Origin of the sequence: Pseudomonas serboccidentalis (assembly GCF_028830055.1) — a bacterium.
Classification (GTDB): domain Bacteria; phylum Pseudomonadota; class Gammaproteobacteria; order Pseudomonadales; family Pseudomonadaceae; genus Aquipseudomonas; species Aquipseudomonas serboccidentalis.
The window spans coordinates 469,722-486,029 of the sequence record NZ_CP101655.1 but is presented as its reverse complement, the minus strand read 5'-3'; the positions used below and the strand labels follow the sequence as shown (position 1 = coordinate 486,029).

Here is a 16,308-nt window from a genome sequence, read left to right as displayed (position 1 = left end):
GCTGTTTACAGCTGGCGTTCACTCTAGCTTGGCGCTGCTTCAGCGCCATCGGAACATGGCTTTGTAAGTCAGTTCCAAGTGGAAACCAATTAAAAATTGGTAACCCCATCTGAAAAGAGGCTGCGCGCGTGAGCGGGCAGCCTCTTTCGGGCGACAGTTGAAAAACCGTCTTATTGCTTGGCGGCAGCCAGCTGGGCAGCAACTTCTTCAGCGAAGTTGTCGACCGGCTTCTCGATGCCTTCGCCTACTTTGAAGTAGGTGAAGGAAACGATTTCTGCGCCGCCTTTCTTGGCCAGCTCGCCAACCTTGATTTCAGGGTTCTTGACGAACGCCTGCTCAACCAGGCTCGCTTCTGCCAGGAACTTGCTGATACGGCCTTTGACCATGTTCTCAACAATGTTTTCTGGCTTGCCTTTGATCTTCTCTTCGTTCAGCTGCATGAACACAGCTTTTTCACGCTCGATCGCTTCAGCCGAAACTTGCGAAGGCAGCAGGAACTCAGGGTTGCTGGCAGCTACGTGCATCGCGATGTCTTTGGCCAGCTCGACGTCACCGCCTTTCAGAGCCACCACAACACCGATCTTGTTGCCGTGCAGGTACGAACCTACAACGTCACCTTCGATACGGGTCAGACGACGAATGTTGACGTTCTCGCCTACTTTGGCAACCAGTGCTTCGCGAGCGGCTTCTTGAGCAGCGATCAGCGGAGCAGCGTCGGTCAGTTTGTCAGCGAAGGCTTTTTCAACGCTGGCAGCAACGAAGTTCTTGAAGTCGTCTTGCAGAGCCAGGAAGTCGGTCTGCGAGTTCACTTCCAGGATAACGGCAGCTTTACCGTCGTCCTTGATTGCGATTGCGCCTTCAGCGGCAACGTTGCCAGCCTTTTTCGCAGCCTTGATCGCGCCCGAAGCACGCATGTCATCAATGGCTTTTTCGATGTCGCCGTCAGCCTTTTCCAGGGCTTTCTTGCAGTCCATCATGCCTTCGCCGGTACGCTCGCGCAGTTCTTTAACCAACGCTGCAGTAATTGCTGCCATTTTCAAATTCCTCTTGGATAGGTTTTCAACCATTCCACCCGATCGAACGGGCGTTCAATTCGTCCCGAGCCCCACCTTGTAGCTGCTGCACGTTACAGAAGCTGTAGCTGCGCCGCCGACAAATGGTTTTCGAGGTGGCAAAAAGGGGGCCAAGCCCCCTTTTTGCTTACTGAGTCAACGCCAGGGCGTCAATTACTCAGCTGCAGCCTGAGTTTCTTCAGCTGCGAATTCAACAGTGCCGCCAGCAACATTGTTGCGACCACGGATCACTGCGTCAGCCATCGAACCCATGTACAGCTGGATAGCGCGGATTGCGTCATCGTTGCCTGGGATGATGTAGTCAACGCCTTCCGGGCTGCTGTTGGTGTCGACAACGCCGATGACCGGGATGCCCAGCTTGTTGGCTTCGGTGATCGCGATGCGCTCGTGATCAACGTCGATCACGAACAGTGCGTCAGGCAGACCGCCCATGTCCTTGATGCCGCCCAGGGAGCGATCCAGCTTTTCCAGGTCACGGGAGCGCATCAGCGCTTCTTTCTTGGTCAGCTTGGCGAAAGTACCGTCTTCGGCTTGTACTTCAAGGTCACGCAGACGCTTGATGGAAGCACGAATGGTTTTGAAGTTGGTCAGCATGCCGCCCAACCAGCGGTGATCGACGTACGGCGAACCGCAACGTGCTGCTTCTTCAGCAACGATCTTGCCAGCGGAACGCTTGGTGCCGACGAACAGAATCTTGTTTTTGCCCTGGGCCAGACGCTCTACGAAAGTCAGAGCTTCGTTGAACATTGGCAGGGTTTTTTCAAGGTTGATGATGTGAATCTTGTTACGCGCGCCGAAAATGTACTTACCCATTTTCGGATTCCAGTAACGGGTTTGGTGACCGAAGTGCACACCGGCCTTCAGCATATCGCGCATATTGACTTGGGACATGATAGTTCCTTAATAAGTCGGGTTTGGCCTCCACGTATCCCAATGACCAACCAGTGGCATAAAGCCAAAAGCACCCAGGTCATCGTGTCGACACGTGTGTGGATTTAAGCTTTTCGGGGTATCCCCGGAAAGCGGCGCATTTTATACCACAGGGTGCACAGAAACGGAACCCGGAATCTGTAATCGCACCAAGGACATGGGCGCAGCCCCCTTGGAATCGCCTTCAGGCACACCATTGTATAGAGAGAGACGATGCACGCAGGCGCGGATTTGCGCCTTTCGTCTGTTAGAATCGGGTTTTTCAGGGTCGCAAAACAAACACTTGCCACCCAATCCGTATCAGCAAGCGCCGCCGAGCGCAGAGAGAGCCTGTATGACCGTCAACCTCAAAACCCCCGAGGACATCGCTGGCATGCGTGTCGCCGGCAAACTGGCCGCCGATGTGCTGGAAATGATTGCCGAACACGTCAAACCGGGCGTGACCACCGATCAACTGGACAAGATCTGCCACGACTACATCGTCAATGTGCAGCAGGCTATCCCGGCCCCGCTCAATTACAAGGGTTTCCCGAAGTCGATCTGCACCTCGATCAATCACGTGGTCTGCCACGGCATTCCGAATGAAAAGCCGCTGAAAAACGGCGACACGCTGAATATCGACGTCACCGTGATCAAGGACGGCTACCACGGCGACACCAGCCGCATGTTCCACGTCGGTGAAGTGCCGGTCTGGGCCGAACGTCTGTCGCAGATCACCCAGGAATGCATGTACAAGGCGATCGAAATCGTCAAACCTGGCTGCCGCCTCGGCGATATCGGTGAAGTCATCCAGAAGCACGCTGAAAAGAACGGCTTTTCGGTAGTTCGCGAGTTCTGCGGCCACGGCATCGGCAAGGTGTTCCACGAAGAACCGCAGATCCTGCACTATGGTCGCGCCGGCACCGGCATGGAACTGAAGGCCGGCATGACCTTCACCATCGAGCCGATGATCAACCAGGGCAAGGCCGACACCAAGGTGCTGGGCGACGGCTGGACCGCGATCACCAAGGACCGCAAGCTCTCGGCTCAGTGGGAACACACCCTGCTGGTAACCGATACCGGCTACGAGATCTTCACCCTGCGCGCCGACGACACCATCCCGCGCGTCTCGGCCTGATCCAAGAACGCTCCCAGCCTTTCAAGAACGCTCCCAGCCTTTATAGAAGGAAAGCCAATCGATGCCGCAGGTGGATCCCGAACTCTTCGACCGCGGCCAGTTCCAGGCTGAACTGGCCCTGAAAGCGAGTCCCATTGCGGCGTTCAAGAAGGCGATCCGCCAGGCTCGCGAGGTGCTCGACACGCGTTTTCGCAATGGCCGTGACATCCGCCGGCTGATCGAAGACCGTGCCTGGTTCGTCGACAACATCCTGCAAAAGGCCTGGGAGCAGTTCAACTGGAGCGAAGACGCCGACATTGCGCTGGTCGCGGTCGGTGGCTATGGCCGGGGTGAGCTGCACCCGTATTCCGACATCGACCTGCTGATCCTGCTGGACAGCGCCGATCACGAAGTTTTCCGTGATTCCATCGAGCGTTTTCTGACGCTGCTGTGGGACATCGGCCTGGAAGTCGGTCAGAGCGTACGCTCGGTCGATGAGTGCGCCGAGGAAGCACGGGCCGACCTGACGGTGGTCACCAACCTGATGGAAAGCCGCACCATCTGCGGTCCCGAGCGTCTGCGTCAGCGCATGCTCGACGTCACCAGCACCGCACACATGTGGCCGGCCAAGGAGTTCTTCCTGGCCAAACGCGCCGAGCAGAAGGCCCGTCACCACAAGTACAACGACACCGAATACAACCTGGAACCCAACGTCAAAGGCTCGCCCGGCGGCCTGCGGGATATCCAGACCATTTTGTGGGTCGCCCGTCGTCAGTACGGCACCCTGAACCTGCGCGCTCTGGCCGGCGAAGGCTTTCTGGTCGAGAGCGAAAACGCGCTGCTGGCCTCCTCCCAGGAATTCCTCTGGAAAGTGCGCTACGCCCTGCACATGCTTGCCGGTCGCTCCGAAGACCGCCTGCTGTTCGATCATCAACGAACCATCGCCGGCCTGCTGGGCTTTGAAGGCGACGACGCCAAACAGGCGGTCGAAAACTTCATGCAGCAGTACTTCCGCGTGGTGATGAGCATTGCCCAGCTCAGCGACCTGATCATTCAGCATTTCGAGGAAGTCATCCTCGCCCCGGAAGACGAAGCGCCGCCGCAGCCGATCAACTCGCGCTTCCAGTTGCATGATGGTTATATCGAGGCGCGCAACGACAACGTGTTCCGTCGCACGCCGTTCGCCATGCTCGAGATCTTCGTGTTGATGGCCCAGCAGCCGGAAATCAAAGGCGTGCGCGCCGATACCATTCGTCTGCTGCGCGAGAACCGCCATCTGATCGACGACAACTTCCGCAACGACATCCGCAATACCAGCCTGTTCATCGAGCTGTTCAAGTGCAAGATCGGCATCCACCGCAACCTGCGCCGGATGAATCGCTACGGCATCCTCGGACGCTACCTGCCGGAGTTCGGCTTCATCGTCGGGCAGATGCAGCACGACCTGTTCCACATCTATACGGTGGACGCGCACACCCTGAACCTGATCAAACACCTGCGTAAGTTGCAGTACACCCAGGTATCGGAAAAATTCCCGCTGGCCGCCAAGCTCATGGCCAAACTGCCCAAACCCGAACTCATCTACATGGCGGGTCTGTACCACGACATCGGCAAGGGCCGGCATGGCGATCACTCGGACATCGGCGCGGTCGATGCCGAAGCGTTCTGCCAGCGCCATCAACTGCCCACATGGGACAGCCGCCTGATCGTCTGGCTGGTGCAGAACCATCTGGTGATGTCGACCACTGCGCAGCGCAAGGATCTGTCCGACCCGCAGGTGATCCACGATTTCGCGCAGATCGTCGGCGACGAAACCCGTCTGGATTATCTGTACGTGCTGACCGTGGCCGACATCAACGCGACCAATCCGACGCTGTGGAACTCGTGGCGCGCCAGTCTGTTGCGCCAGCTCTACACCGAGACCAAGCGTGCCCTGCGCCGTGGCCTGGAAAACCCGGTGGATCGCGAAGAGCAGATCCGCCAGACCCAGAGCGCGGCGCTGGACATCCTGGTGCGCGGCGGCACCGACCCGGACGACGTCGAGCAGTTGTGGGCGCAATTGGGCGATGACTATTTCCTGCGTCACACCGCCGGCGACGTGGCCTGGCACAGCGACGCGATCCTGCAGCAACCGGCCGATGGCGGGCCGCTGGTGCTGATCAAGGAAACCACCCAGCGCGAATTCGAGGGTGGCACGCAGATCTTCATTTATGCCCCGGATCAGCACGACTTCTTTGCCGTGACCGTAGCCGCGATGGACCAGCTCAACCTGAACATTCACGACGCCCGGGTCATCACCTCAAGCAGCCAGTTCACCCTCGACACCTACATCGTGCTCGACAACGACGGCGAATCCATCGGTGACAACCCGGCACGAATCAAACAGATTCGCGACGGCCTGACCGAAGCCCTGCGCAACCCGGACGACTACCCGACGATCATCCAGCGCCGGGTGCCGCGCCAGCTCAAGCACTTCGCCTTTGCGCCGCAGGTGACAATCCACAACGATGCCCAGCGTCCGGTGACGGTGCTGGAACTCACCGCACCGGATCGCCCGGGCCTGCTGGCGCGTATCGGCGGGATCTTCCTCGAGTTCGACCTGTCACTGCAGAACGCCAAGATTGCGACCCTGGGCGAACGGGTGGAAGACGTGTTCTTCATCACCGACGCCCACAACCAGCCGCTCTCCGACCCGCTGCTGTGCAGCCGCTTGCAGGATGCAATCGTTGAACAACTGAGCGTCAATCAGGAACCGGATATCAAGCTATCGCGCATCAGTATTTGAATTGAATTAATCCATTACCCCGATGGGAAGGATCACTCCGATACCAGCCTGTTAATCAAAACCCCTGTAGGAGCGAGCCTGCTCGCGATAGCGGCACATCAGCTTGCATGGATGTTGAATGTGCAGCCCTCATCGCGAGCAGGCTCGCTCCTACAGATTTTGTGCATTGGTCAGTATCAGAGTTTTCTCTCCACATTGAACGAGGCATCCATGAACAACGCTCTGAACCAGCTCCAGCCCTACCCGTTCGAAAAGCTCCGCGCCCTGCTCGGCACCGTGACCCCGAACCCGGACAAACGCCCGATCGCGCTGTCGATCGGCGAGCCGAAACATCGCTCCCCAAGCTTTGTGGCCGAAGCGCTGGCGAATAATCTGGATCAGATGGCGGTGTACCCGACCACGCTCGGCATCCCGGCCCTGCGTGAAGCCATTGCCGGCTGGTGCGAACGCCGTTTCGGCGTGCCAGGCGGCTGGATTGACCCGGCGCGCAACGTGCTGCCGGTCAACGGCACCCGCGAAGCGCTGTTCGCCTTCACCCAGACCGTGGTCAACCGTGGCGAAGACGCTCTGGTGGTCAGCCCTAACCCGTTCTATCAGATCTACGAAGGCGCCGCGTTCCTCGCCGGCGCCAAGCCGCACTACCTGCCGTGCCTGGACGAAAACGGCTTCAACCCGGACTTCGACGCGGTATCGCCTGAGATCTGGAAACGCTGCCAGATCCTGTTCCTCTGCTCGCCGGGCAACCCGACCGGCGCGCTGATCCCGGTCGATGTGCTGAAAAAACTGATCGCCCTGGCTGACGAATATGACTTCGTGATCGCCGCCGACGAGTGCTACAGCGAGCTGTACTTCGACGAACAGACTCCGCCGCCGGGCCTGCTCAGCGCCTGCGTCGAACTGGGCCGCAAGGACTTCAAGCGCTGCGTGGTGTTCCACAGCCTGTCCAAACGCTCCAATCTGCCGGGTCTGCGGTCCGGTTTCGTCGCCGGTGACGCCGACGTCCTCAAGGGCTTCCTGCTGTACCGCACCTACCACGGCTGCGCGATGCCGGTGCAAACCCAACTGGCCAGCGTTGCCGCGTGGAATGATGAAGTGCATGTGCGCGCCAACCGCGCGCTGTACCGCGAGAAATTCGACGCGGTACTGGAAATCCTCAGCCCGGTGATGGACGTGCAGCGCCCGGACGGCAGCTTCTACCTGTGGCCGAATGTGCAAGGTGACGATGCGGCGTTCTGCCGGGATCTGTTCGCCGAAGAACATGTGACCGTGGTGCCAGGCTCTTACCTGTCCCGCGAAGTGGACGGTGTGAATCCGGGGGCCGGTCGGGTGCGCATGGCACTGGTCGCGCCACTGGCCGAATGCGTCGAAGCTGCCGAACGTATTCGCGCCTTCATCACGCGGCACAAATAATCATCGATTGCCCGCGCCAGACGCTCTGGCGCGGGCAATCCTGCAGGCTATTTGACCTGCCCCAGATTCGCCTCACTCAAATCCAGCTCACCCAACACCTCACGCAACACGTCATCACCGATCTGGTGCTGACGACTGAGGCTATACAGCTCCAGACGCTGCGCACGCAGCGCCTTCAAACGCAGACGGCGCTCCAGAAGATCCATCTGAAACGCCAGCGCCTGGGCTTCGGCCGAGTCGTTGAACACTTCGAGCTGATGGCGATACTCGGACATGATCCGCGCCTTGAGTTCCGCCGAGAGCGCGGCCTGCGCAGCATCCTGCGGGCCGACTTCTTCGGTTTCCAGTGCATGAATCGCCGCCTCGGCAGTCTTGCGCCAGGCATCGCGTACTTCCTGGCGACGCTTGTCGTCCGGGCTTTTTTCGATGCCGCGCAGCAGCAACGGCAAGGCGATGCAGGCGCAAATCAGCGACAACAGAATCACCCCGGCGGCGATGAAGATCAGCAGGTCACGCTCGGGGAACGCCTCGCTGCCCATCAACATCGGCACCGACATCACACCCGCCAGCGTCACTGCCCCGCGCACACCACCGACGGTCAGCAACCAGCAGGAACGCGCCGTGGGCACTTGCGTCAGGTCACCCTTGCCACGCAAACGCCGCAGCAGCACCGACAGACGCCAGATACTCTGCACCCAAATAAAGCGCAACAGCACCAGCGCGAGGAAAATCGCCACCACGTCGAGGCCGCGGTACAGCAACGTCGGCCACAGCGTCGGTTCGTGGCTGACCACGGCTTTGATGATGTCCGGCAGTTGCAGGCCGAGCAGCAGGAAGATCAGACCGTTGAAGGCAAACTCCAGCAGTGACCAGACGCTGCGATTGAGCAGGCGGGTGCTGGTCTGCCGTGGCAACAGATCGAGCCAGCTCTGCATCATCCCCGCCGCCACCGCCGAAAGAATGCCCGAGGCGCCCAGTCGTTCGGCCAGCACGTAGGCGGCGAACGGCAGCAGCAACATAAACACCACATGAGTGGCCGGATCGTCCCAGCCGCGAGCGATCATCCACGCACGCAAGCGCCCGACCAGCCAGCTCAGCGCCACGCCGACCGCCAACCCGCCGACCGCCACCAGCACGAACGTCAGGCTGGCATTGGCCAGCGAGAACACCCCGGTCACCGCCGCCACCAAGGCGAACTTGAACGTCACCAGACCCGACGCATCGTTCATCAGCGCTTCGCCCTGCAGTATGTGCATCAGCGGTGTCGGCAAACGGTTCTGGGAAATGGCCGACACCGCCACGGCGTCAGTCGGCGAGAGCACTGCCGCGAGGGCGAAGGCCACCGCCAGCGGAATGCTGGGCAACAGCCAGTGAATGAAATAACCGGCGCCGACCACGGTGAACAGCACCAGACCGACGGCCAGCGTCAGGATCGGGCCGCGCAGTTGCCAGAACTCGCGCTTGGGCATGCGCCAACCGTCGGAAAACAGCAGCGGCGGCAGGAACAGAAACAGGAACAGTTCGGGGTCCAGTGCCACATGCAGGCCCAGTGTCGGCCAGGCCAACAGGGCACCGGCAGCGATTTGCACAAGGGGCAGCGGCAACGGGATGACCCGTCCGACCAGCCGCGAGACACTGACCAGCATCAGCAGGATCAGGACGGTATAAGCGGTTTGCATAAAGCGTAAATCTCAGACAATCGACAGCGTTGAACTGCCATATTAGCCGCTTAGCATGCGTCTGGGGTTTGCACCTATGTCGCACGCCGACACTGATCCCCGTGTAGGAGCTGCGGCACGCTGCGATCTTTTGATGTTTAAAAACAGAATCAAAAGATCGCAGCCTCGTTTCACTCGACAGCTCCTACAGGGATTTGTGCAGGGTAATGAAGCCGGGCGCCCGAAACGCTTTGGTCATGGCATAATCCGACACCATTTTTTTCCAGCACCTGTAAAGGGGGCGATTCCTTGACCGTTTCAAGTAAAACGTTGCACCTTTTCGGCATCAAAGCCTGCGACACCATGAAGAAGGCGCGCACCTGGCTCGATGAACACGCTGTCAGCTACGACTTTCATGACTACAAAACCGCCGGTATCGACCGTGAACACCTGACCCAATGGTGTGACGAGCACGGCTGGCAAACGGTGTTGAACCGTGCAGGCACAACCTTTCGCAAACTCGACGACGAACGTAAAGCCGATCTCGACCAGTCGAAAGCCATCGAACTGATGCTCGCTCAACCCTCGATGATCAAGCGCCCGGTGCTCGATCTCGGTGACCGAACCCTGATTGGCTTCAAGCCAGACATCTACGCGGCCGCACTCAAGTAAAGCAGCCCGTCACTTATTGCTAGAGGTATTCACATGTCCAATTCCCTGTTCAGCATCGCCTTTGGTGTCGGCACGCAAAACCGTCAAGGCGCCTGGCTGGAAGTGTTCTACGCCCAGCCACTGCTCAACCCGTCGGCCGAACTGGTCGCCGCCGTTGCGCCGATCCTCGGTTACACCGAAGGCAACCAGGCCATCACTTTCACCACTGCGCAGGCTGCGCAACTGGCTGAAGCGGTCAAAGGCATCGATGCCGTTCAAGGCAAGCTGCTGACCCGTCTGGCCGAGAGCCACAAGCCGCTGGTCGCCACCCTGCTGGCCGAAGACGCACAGCTGACCTCGACGCCTGAGGCGTATCTGAAGCTGCACCTGCTGTCCCATCGTCTGGTCAAGCCGCACGGCGTGAGCCTGGCCGGGATCTTCCCGCTGCTGCCGAACGTCGCCTGGACCAGCCAGGGCGCGATCGACCTGAGCGAACTGGCCGAACTGCAACTCGAAGCCCGTCTGCGCGGCGAGCTGCTGGAAGTGTTCTCGGTGGACAAGTTCCCGAAAATGACCGACTACGTGGTACCGGCCGGCGTGCGTATCGCTGACGCGGCACGTCTGCGTCTGGGTGCGTACGTGGGCGAAGGCACCACCGTGATGCACGAAGGCTTCATCAACTTCAACGCCGGCACCGAAGGCCCGGGCATGATCGAAGGCCGCGTTTCCGCTGGCGTGTTCGTCGGCAAGGGTTCGGATCTGGGTGGCGGCTGCTCGACCATGGGCACCCTGTCGGGTGGCGGCAACATCGTGATCAAGGTCGGCGAAGGCTGCCTGATCGGCGCCAACGCTGGTATCGGTATTCCGTTGGGCGACCGCAACACCGTCGAGTCGGGCCTGTACGTGACCGCCGGCACCAAGGTGGCGCTGCTGGACGAGCACAACAATCTGGTCAAGGTTGTGAAGGCGCGTGAACTGGCCGGTCAGACTGACCTGCTGTTCCGTCGCAATTCGGAAACCGGTGCCGTGGAGTGCAAAACCCACAAATCGGCGATCGAACTGAACGAAGCGCTGCACGCTCACAACTAAGTGCTGTTAGCACCTGTGGGAGCGAGCTTGCTCGCGAAGCTTTTGGCGTATTCAAGAACGCCATCGCGAGCAGGCTCACTCCTACAAGTCTGGCGTACACCCGCCCAAGTTCACAGGGCTGAACAGATGATGATTCCCTCTCCCTGGCGCGCCGATTTTCCGGCCATCGCCGCCCTGCAACGGCAAGACCAGACCTATCTGGACAACGCCGCCACCACGCAAAAACCTCAGGCCCTGCTCGACGCACTGACGCATTACTACGCCAACGGCGCGGCCAATGTGCATCGTGCGCAGCATCTGCCCGGCGCTCATGCGACACAGGCGTTCGAAGACAGCCGGCTCAAGGTTGCCCAGTGGCTCAATGCCGGTGATAGCGGGCAGATCATCTTCACCCACGGCGCCACCAGTGCGCTGAATCTCCTGGCGTATGGCCTGGAGCATCTTTTCCACCCGGGCGATGAAATTGTCATCAGCGCCCTGGAGCATCACGCCAACCTGCTGCCGTGGCAGCAACTGGCGCAGCGTCGCGACCTGAAACTGGTGATCCTGCCGCTGGACGCCGACGGCGTGATCGACCTCGGCGCCGCCGCCCGCCTGATCACCCCGCGCACTCGCTTGCTGGCAGTCAGTCAGTTGTCCAACGTGCTCGGTGCCTGGCAACCGTTGCCGGCGCTGCTGGCGATGGCCAAGGCGCAGAACGCGCTGACCGTGGTCGACGGCGCGCAAGGTGTGGTGCATGGTCGCCACGACGTGCAGGCGCTGGGTTGCGACTTTTATGTGTTTTCCAGCCACAAGCTGTACGGCCCGGATGGCCTCGGCGTGCTGTTCGGGCGCAACAAGGCGCTCGAGCAACTGAAGCCGTGGCAGTTCGGCGGCGAAATGGTGCTGGAAGCCAATTATCACGACGCGCGTTTCCGTCCTGCCCCGCTGGGTTTCGAGGCGGGCACGCCGCCGATTGCCAGCGTTATCGGATTGGGTGCAACCCTCGACTATCTGGCCGGGCTCGATCAGGACGCGGTGTCCGCTCACGAAGCCGCGCTGCACGACTATCTGCTGCAAGGCCTCGCCGCCCGCAACGGCATTCGCCTGCTGGGCAAACCGCAACTGGCGTTGGCGAGTTTTGTCGTCGAAGGCGTGCATAACGCCGATCTGGCGCATCTGCTCACCGAGCAAGGCATCGCCGTGCGCGCCGGACATCACTGCGCCATGCCGTTGCTGAAAAGCCTTGAGCTGGCCGGGGCGATTCGTGTGTCGCTGGCGCTGTATAACGATTCCGAGGATCTGGAACGCTTCTTCGAAGCGCTGGATCAGGCCCTGGAGTTGTTGCGATGAGTTTGCCGCTGGCCGCCGCCGAAGCGCTGCAAACCTTCCAGAATGCCGCCGGCTGGGAACAGCGCGCACGGTTGCTGATGCAGGTTGGCGATCGCCTGCCACCGCTGGATGATGCGGACAAGTGCGAGGCCAACCGTGTGCATGGCTGCGAGAGTCAGGTGTGGCTGGTGGGGGAATTGCGCGAGGGTCACTGGCAGTTCAGCGCCAGCAGCGATGCGCGGATGATTCGCGGGTTAGTGGCGTTGTTGCTGTTGCGGGTCAACGGCTTATCGGCAGATGAACTGCAACAGGTGGATCTGCCGGACTGGTTCAATCAGTTGGGGCTGTCGCGGCAGTTGTCGCCGTCGCGCAGCAATGGCCTCAATGCCGTACTCAAGCGCATGCACGAACTGGCCACCACCCTGTAGGAGCTGCCGAAGGCTGCGATCTTTTGACTTTCTTTGTTGAAGCAAAATCAAAAGATCGCAGCCTTCGGCAGCTCCTACAGGGGAATGCGTTGCAAATGTGGGAGTGAGCCTGCTCGCGATGAGGTCATCAGCACCTGCATCAAGCCTGCGGCTTGACCCGATCCGCCGGCCGCCGAACTCCCGCCACAATCTTGTCCACAGCCTTGGTCGCCGCGACCATGCCGAACGTCGCCGTGACCATCATCACCGCGCCAAACCCGCCGGCGCAGTCGAGCTTCACGCCATCGCCGACAAAACTCTTCTGCAAACAGATGCTGCCGTCCGGCTTCGGATAGCGCAGCTGTTCGGTAGAGAACACGCACGGCACGCTGTAGTGACGGGTCACGGTGCGCGAGAAGCCGTAGTCGCGACGTAGGGTCGAACGCACTTTCGAGGCCAGTGGATCGTTGAAGGTACGGTTCAGATCGCAGACCTGAATCAGCGTCGGATCGATCTGCCCGCCGGCGCCGCCGGTGGTGATGATCTGGATCTTGCGCCGCTTGCACCAGGCAATCAGCGCAGCCTTGGCGTTGACCGCGTCGATGCAGTCGATCACACAGTCGATGTTCGGCGTGATGTACTCGGCCATGGTCTCGCGGGTGACGAAATCGGCCACGGCATGCACCGTGCAGTCCGGGTTGATCCCGCGTAAGCGCTCGGCCATCACTTCGACCTTGGGTTTGCCGACGGTGCTGTCCAGCGCGTGCAACTGCCGGTTGGCGTTGCTGACACAGACATCATCGAGGTCGAACAGCGAAATTTCGCCCACGCCACAGCGGGCCATGGCTTCCGCCGCCCAGGAACCGACGCCACCGACGCCGACAATCGCCACATGGGCTGCACGCAGGCGCTCAAGGCCCTCGATACCATACAAACGGGCGATGCCTGCAAACCGCGGATCTTCTGTACTCATGACCATTACCCCAAAAACCGGCGCGCATTATAGGGCTACGCAGCGACAAGTTTTAAGCTTCAAGCTACAAGTGTAAGAACTTAAGTCAAAGTCGGATGCCCAATATCCGGCATTTCCTTGTCTGGTGTACGACCAGTGGAGTGCCGGTGTAGGATTCGCGCCCTTTTGGCGTAAGCCGATCCGTTCCTTCGTTCCACAGCCTTTGGAACCCGAAATAGCTATGTCATCGCGTAAATTTGGTCTCAACCTGGTGGTGGTTCTGGCAATCGCCGCCCTGTTCACCGGTTTCTGGGCGCTGATCAACCGCCCGGTCTCCGCGCCCAACTGGCCGGAGCAGATCTCCGGTTTCTCCTATTCGCCATTCCAGCAGGGACAATTCCCACAGAAGGATCAATATCCGACTGACGATGAAATGCGCCGCGACCTGGAGATCATGAGCAAGCTGACGGACAACATCCGTATCTACTCGGTCGACGGTTCCCTGCAGGACATCCCGAAACTGGCGGAAGAATTCGGTCTGCGCGTGACCCTCGGGATCTGGATCAGCCCCGACCAGGAACGCAACGAGCGGGAAATCCAGCGCGCCATCGAACTGGCCAACACCTCGCGCAGCGTAGTTCGCGTAGTGGTCGGCAACGAGGCGATCTTCCGCAAGGAAATCACCGCCGAACAACTGAGCGTGCTGCTTGATCGCGTGCGCGCAGCGGTGAAAGTGCCGGTGACCACCTCCGAACAATGGCACGTCTGGGAAGAACACCCGGAACTGGCCAAACACGTCGACCTGATCGCCGCGCACGTGCTGCCGTACTGGGAATTCATTCCGGTCGACAAGGCCGGGCAGTTCGTCTTCGACCGCGCCCGCGACCTGAAAAAGATGTTCCCGAAAAAACCGCTGCTGCTGTCCGAAGTCGGCTGGCCGAGCAACGGTCGCATGCGCGGTGGCGCCGATGCGTCGCCGGCGGATCAGGCGATCTACCTGCGCACGCTGGTCAACAAACTCAATCGCCAGGGCTTCAACTACTTCGTGATCGAAGCCTTCGACCAGCCGTGGAAGGCCAGTGACGAAGGTTCGGTGGGCGCTTACTGGGGCGTGTTCAACGCCGCGCGTCAGCAGAAATTCAACTTCGAAGGCCCGGTGGTGGCGATTCCGCAATGGCGCGTGCTGGCCATCGGTTCGGTGGTGCTGGCGCTGCTGTCGCTGACCCTGCTGATGATCGACGGCTCGGCGCTGCGTCAGCGCGGCCGTACCTTCCTGACCTTTATCGCGTTCCTCTGCGGTTCGGTGCTGGTGTGGATCGGTTACGACTACAGCCAGCAATACAGCACGTGGTTCAGCCTGACGGTGGGTTTCCTGCTGGCGCTGGGTGCCCTCGGGGTGTTCATCGTGTTGCTGACCGAGGCGCACGAACTGGCCGAGGCGGTGTGGATTCACAAGCGTCGGCGTGAGTTCCTGCCGGTGGTGGGCGATTCCAGCTATCGACCGAAAGTGTCCATCCACGTGCCCTGCTACAACGAGCCGCCGGAGATGGTCAAACAGACCCTCGACGCCTTGGCCGCCCTCGATTACCCGGACTATGAAGTCCTGATCATCGACAACAACACCAAGGACCCGGCCGTGTGGGAGCCGGTGCGCGACTACTGTGAAACCTTGGGCCCGCGCTTCAAGTTCTTCCACGTATCGCCCCTGGCCGGGTTCAAGGGCGGCGCGCTGAACTACCTGATTCCGCACACCGCCAAGGACGCCGAAGTGATCGCGGTGATCGACTCCGACTACTGCGTGCACCCGAACTGGCTCAAGCACATGGTGCCGCACTTCGCCGATCCGAAAATCGCCGTGGTGCAGTCGCCGCAAGACTACCGCGACCAGAACGAAAGCACCTTCAAAAAGCTCTGCTACGCCGAGTACAAAGGCTTCTTCCACATCGGCATGGTCACCCGCAACGACCGTGACGCGATCATCCAGCACGGCACCATGACCATGACCCGCCGTTCGGTTCTGGAAGAACTGGGCTGGGCCGACTGGTGCATCTGCGAGGACGCCGAGCTGGGTCTGCGCGTCTTCGAAAAAGGCCTGTCGGCGGCGTATTACCACGACAGCTACGGCAAGGGCCTGATGCCGGATACCTTCATCGACTTCAAGAAACAGCGTTTCCGCTGGGCCTACGGGGCGATCCAGATCATCAAGCGTCACACCCGCAGCCTGCTGCGCGGCAAGGACACCGAGCTGACCCGTGGCCAGCGTTACCACTTCCTCGCGGGCTGGCTGCCGTGGGTGGCGGACGGCATGAACATCTTCTTCACCGTCGGCGCGTTGTTGTGGTCGGCGGCGATGATCATCGTGCCGCAACGGGTCGATCCGCCGCTGCTGATCTTCGCAATCCCGCCATTGGCGCTGTTCGTGTTCAAGGTCGGCAAGATCATCTTCCTGTACCGTCGCGCCGTCGGCGTGAACCTCAAGGATGCGTTCTGCGCGGCGCTCGCTGGCCTGGCGTTGTCGCACACCATCGCCAAAGCGGTGCTGTACGGCTTCTTCACCAGCAGCATTCCGTTCTTCCGCACGCCGAAAAACGCCGACAACCACGGCTTCTGGGTGGCGATTTCCGAAGCGCGGGAAGAGCTGTTCATCATGCTGCTGTTGTGGGGCGCGGCGCTGGGGATCTACCTGGTGCAAGGCATTCCGAGCAATGACATGCGCTTCTGGGTGGCGATGCTGCTGGTGCAGTCGCTGCCATACGTCGCGGCGCTGATCATGGCGTTCCTGTCGTCGCTGCCAAAACCTTCGGCGGAGCCTGAACAGGCCGCCGCTTGATCAGTTATTGTTGAACGTCAAACGGCGGCCTTCGGGTCGCCGTTTTGCATTAGAATGGTCGCCTTTTTCAATGCCAACACATCCTGTAGGAGCTGCCGCAGGCTGCGATCTTTTGA

At 60.3% G+C, this 16,308-nt stretch carries 12 protein-coding genes; 8 read left to right on the top strand and 4 right to left on the bottom strand.

Annotated features, from left to right (window positions below):
- Positions 1 to 170: 170 nt before the first annotated feature.
- The gene (gene tsf / locus NN484_RS02085) at positions 171 to 1,034 is read right to left on the bottom strand and encodes a translation elongation factor Ts (RefSeq protein ID WP_123465078.1); all 864 of its coding nucleotides are present in this window, start codon (positions 1,032 to 1,034) and stop codon (positions 171 to 173) included.
- A gap of 192 nt (positions 1,035 to 1,226) precedes the next feature.
- On the bottom strand, positions 1,227 to 1,964 hold the full coding sequence (gene rpsB / locus NN484_RS02080; RefSeq protein WP_003222119.1) for a 30S ribosomal protein S2: 738 nt from the start codon (positions 1,962 to 1,964) through the stop codon (positions 1,227 to 1,229).
- A 373-nt stretch (positions 1,965 to 2,337) separates the two neighbouring features.
- Between rpsB and map the strand changes: the two genes are divergently transcribed.
- The 3 genes from map (at position 2,338) to dapC (ending at position 7,294) form a co-directional block, all read left to right on the top strand.
- Positions 2,338 to 3,120 (top strand): type I methionyl aminopeptidase, encoded by a 783-nt coding sequence (gene map / locus NN484_RS02075; protein ID WP_127650717.1) that lies wholly within the window; start codon positions 2,338 to 2,340, stop codon positions 3,118 to 3,120.
- Positions 3,121 to 3,181: 61 nt separating this feature from the next.
- Positions 3,182 to 5,884: a [protein-PII] uridylyltransferase gene (locus NN484_RS02070; RefSeq protein WP_127650719.1), complete on the top strand. Its 2,703-nt coding sequence runs from the start codon at positions 3,182 to 3,184 to the stop codon at positions 5,882 to 5,884.
- 210 nt (positions 5,885 to 6,094) lie between these two features.
- On the top strand, positions 6,095 to 7,294 hold the full coding sequence (dapC, locus tag NN484_RS02065; protein ID WP_215501419.1) for a succinyldiaminopimelate transaminase: 1,200 nt from the start codon (positions 6,095 to 6,097) through the stop codon (positions 7,292 to 7,294).
- Between the two features lie 47 nt (positions 7,295 to 7,341).
- Here dapC and NN484_RS02060 read toward each other — a convergent pair whose 3' ends face one another.
- Entirely contained in the window at positions 7,342 to 8,973 is a 1,632-nt protein-coding gene (locus tag NN484_RS02060) for a Na+/H+ antiporter (protein WP_127650725.1), read from the bottom strand.
- A gap of 288 nt (positions 8,974 to 9,261) precedes the next feature.
- Here NN484_RS02060 and NN484_RS02055 point away from each other — a divergent pair, with 288 nt between their 5' ends.
- From NN484_RS02055 to NN484_RS02040, 4 genes are all read left to right on the top strand, one after another.
- On the top strand, positions 9,262 to 9,624 hold the full coding sequence (locus tag NN484_RS02055; RefSeq protein ID WP_003222107.1) for an ArsC family reductase: 363 nt from the start codon (positions 9,262 to 9,264) through the stop codon (positions 9,622 to 9,624).
- Between the two features lie 33 nt (positions 9,625 to 9,657).
- Positions 9,658 to 10,692 carry a 2,3,4,5-tetrahydropyridine-2,6-dicarboxylate N-succinyltransferase gene (dapD, locus tag NN484_RS02050; protein ID WP_007954762.1) on the top strand — a complete coding sequence of 345 codons (1,035 nt, stop codon included), beginning with the start codon at positions 9,658 to 9,660 and terminating at the stop codon, positions 10,690 to 10,692.
- Positions 10,693 to 10,818: 126 nt separating this feature from the next.
- Positions 10,819 to 12,024, top strand: a complete 1,206-nt coding sequence (locus NN484_RS02045; protein WP_274658508.1) for an aminotransferase class V-fold PLP-dependent enzyme — start codon at positions 10,819 to 10,821, stop codon at positions 12,022 to 12,024.
- Positions 12,021 to 12,431 carry a SufE family protein gene (locus NN484_RS02040; RefSeq protein ID WP_127650731.1) on the top strand — a complete coding sequence of 137 codons (411 nt, stop codon included), beginning with the start codon at positions 12,021 to 12,023 and terminating at the stop codon, positions 12,429 to 12,431. The genes NN484_RS02045 and NN484_RS02040 overlap by 4 nt, the downstream gene beginning before the upstream one ends.
- A 139-nt stretch (positions 12,432 to 12,570) precedes the next feature.
- Here the strand turns inward: NN484_RS02040 and tcdA are convergent, their stop codons facing one another.
- The gene (gene tcdA / locus NN484_RS02035; protein WP_025110898.1) at positions 12,571 to 13,389 is read right to left on the bottom strand and encodes a tRNA cyclic N6-threonylcarbamoyladenosine(37) synthase TcdA; all 819 of its coding nucleotides are present in this window, start codon (positions 13,387 to 13,389) and stop codon (positions 12,571 to 12,573) included.
- A 214-nt stretch (positions 13,390 to 13,603) separates the two neighbouring features.
- On the opposite strand from tcdA, the gene NN484_RS02030 reads away from it, so the two are divergent.
- Positions 13,604 to 16,192, top strand: a complete 2,589-nt coding sequence (locus NN484_RS02030; protein ID WP_215501416.1) for a glycosyltransferase — start codon at positions 13,604 to 13,606, stop codon at positions 16,190 to 16,192.
- Positions 16,193 to 16,308: the final 116 nt, after the last annotated feature.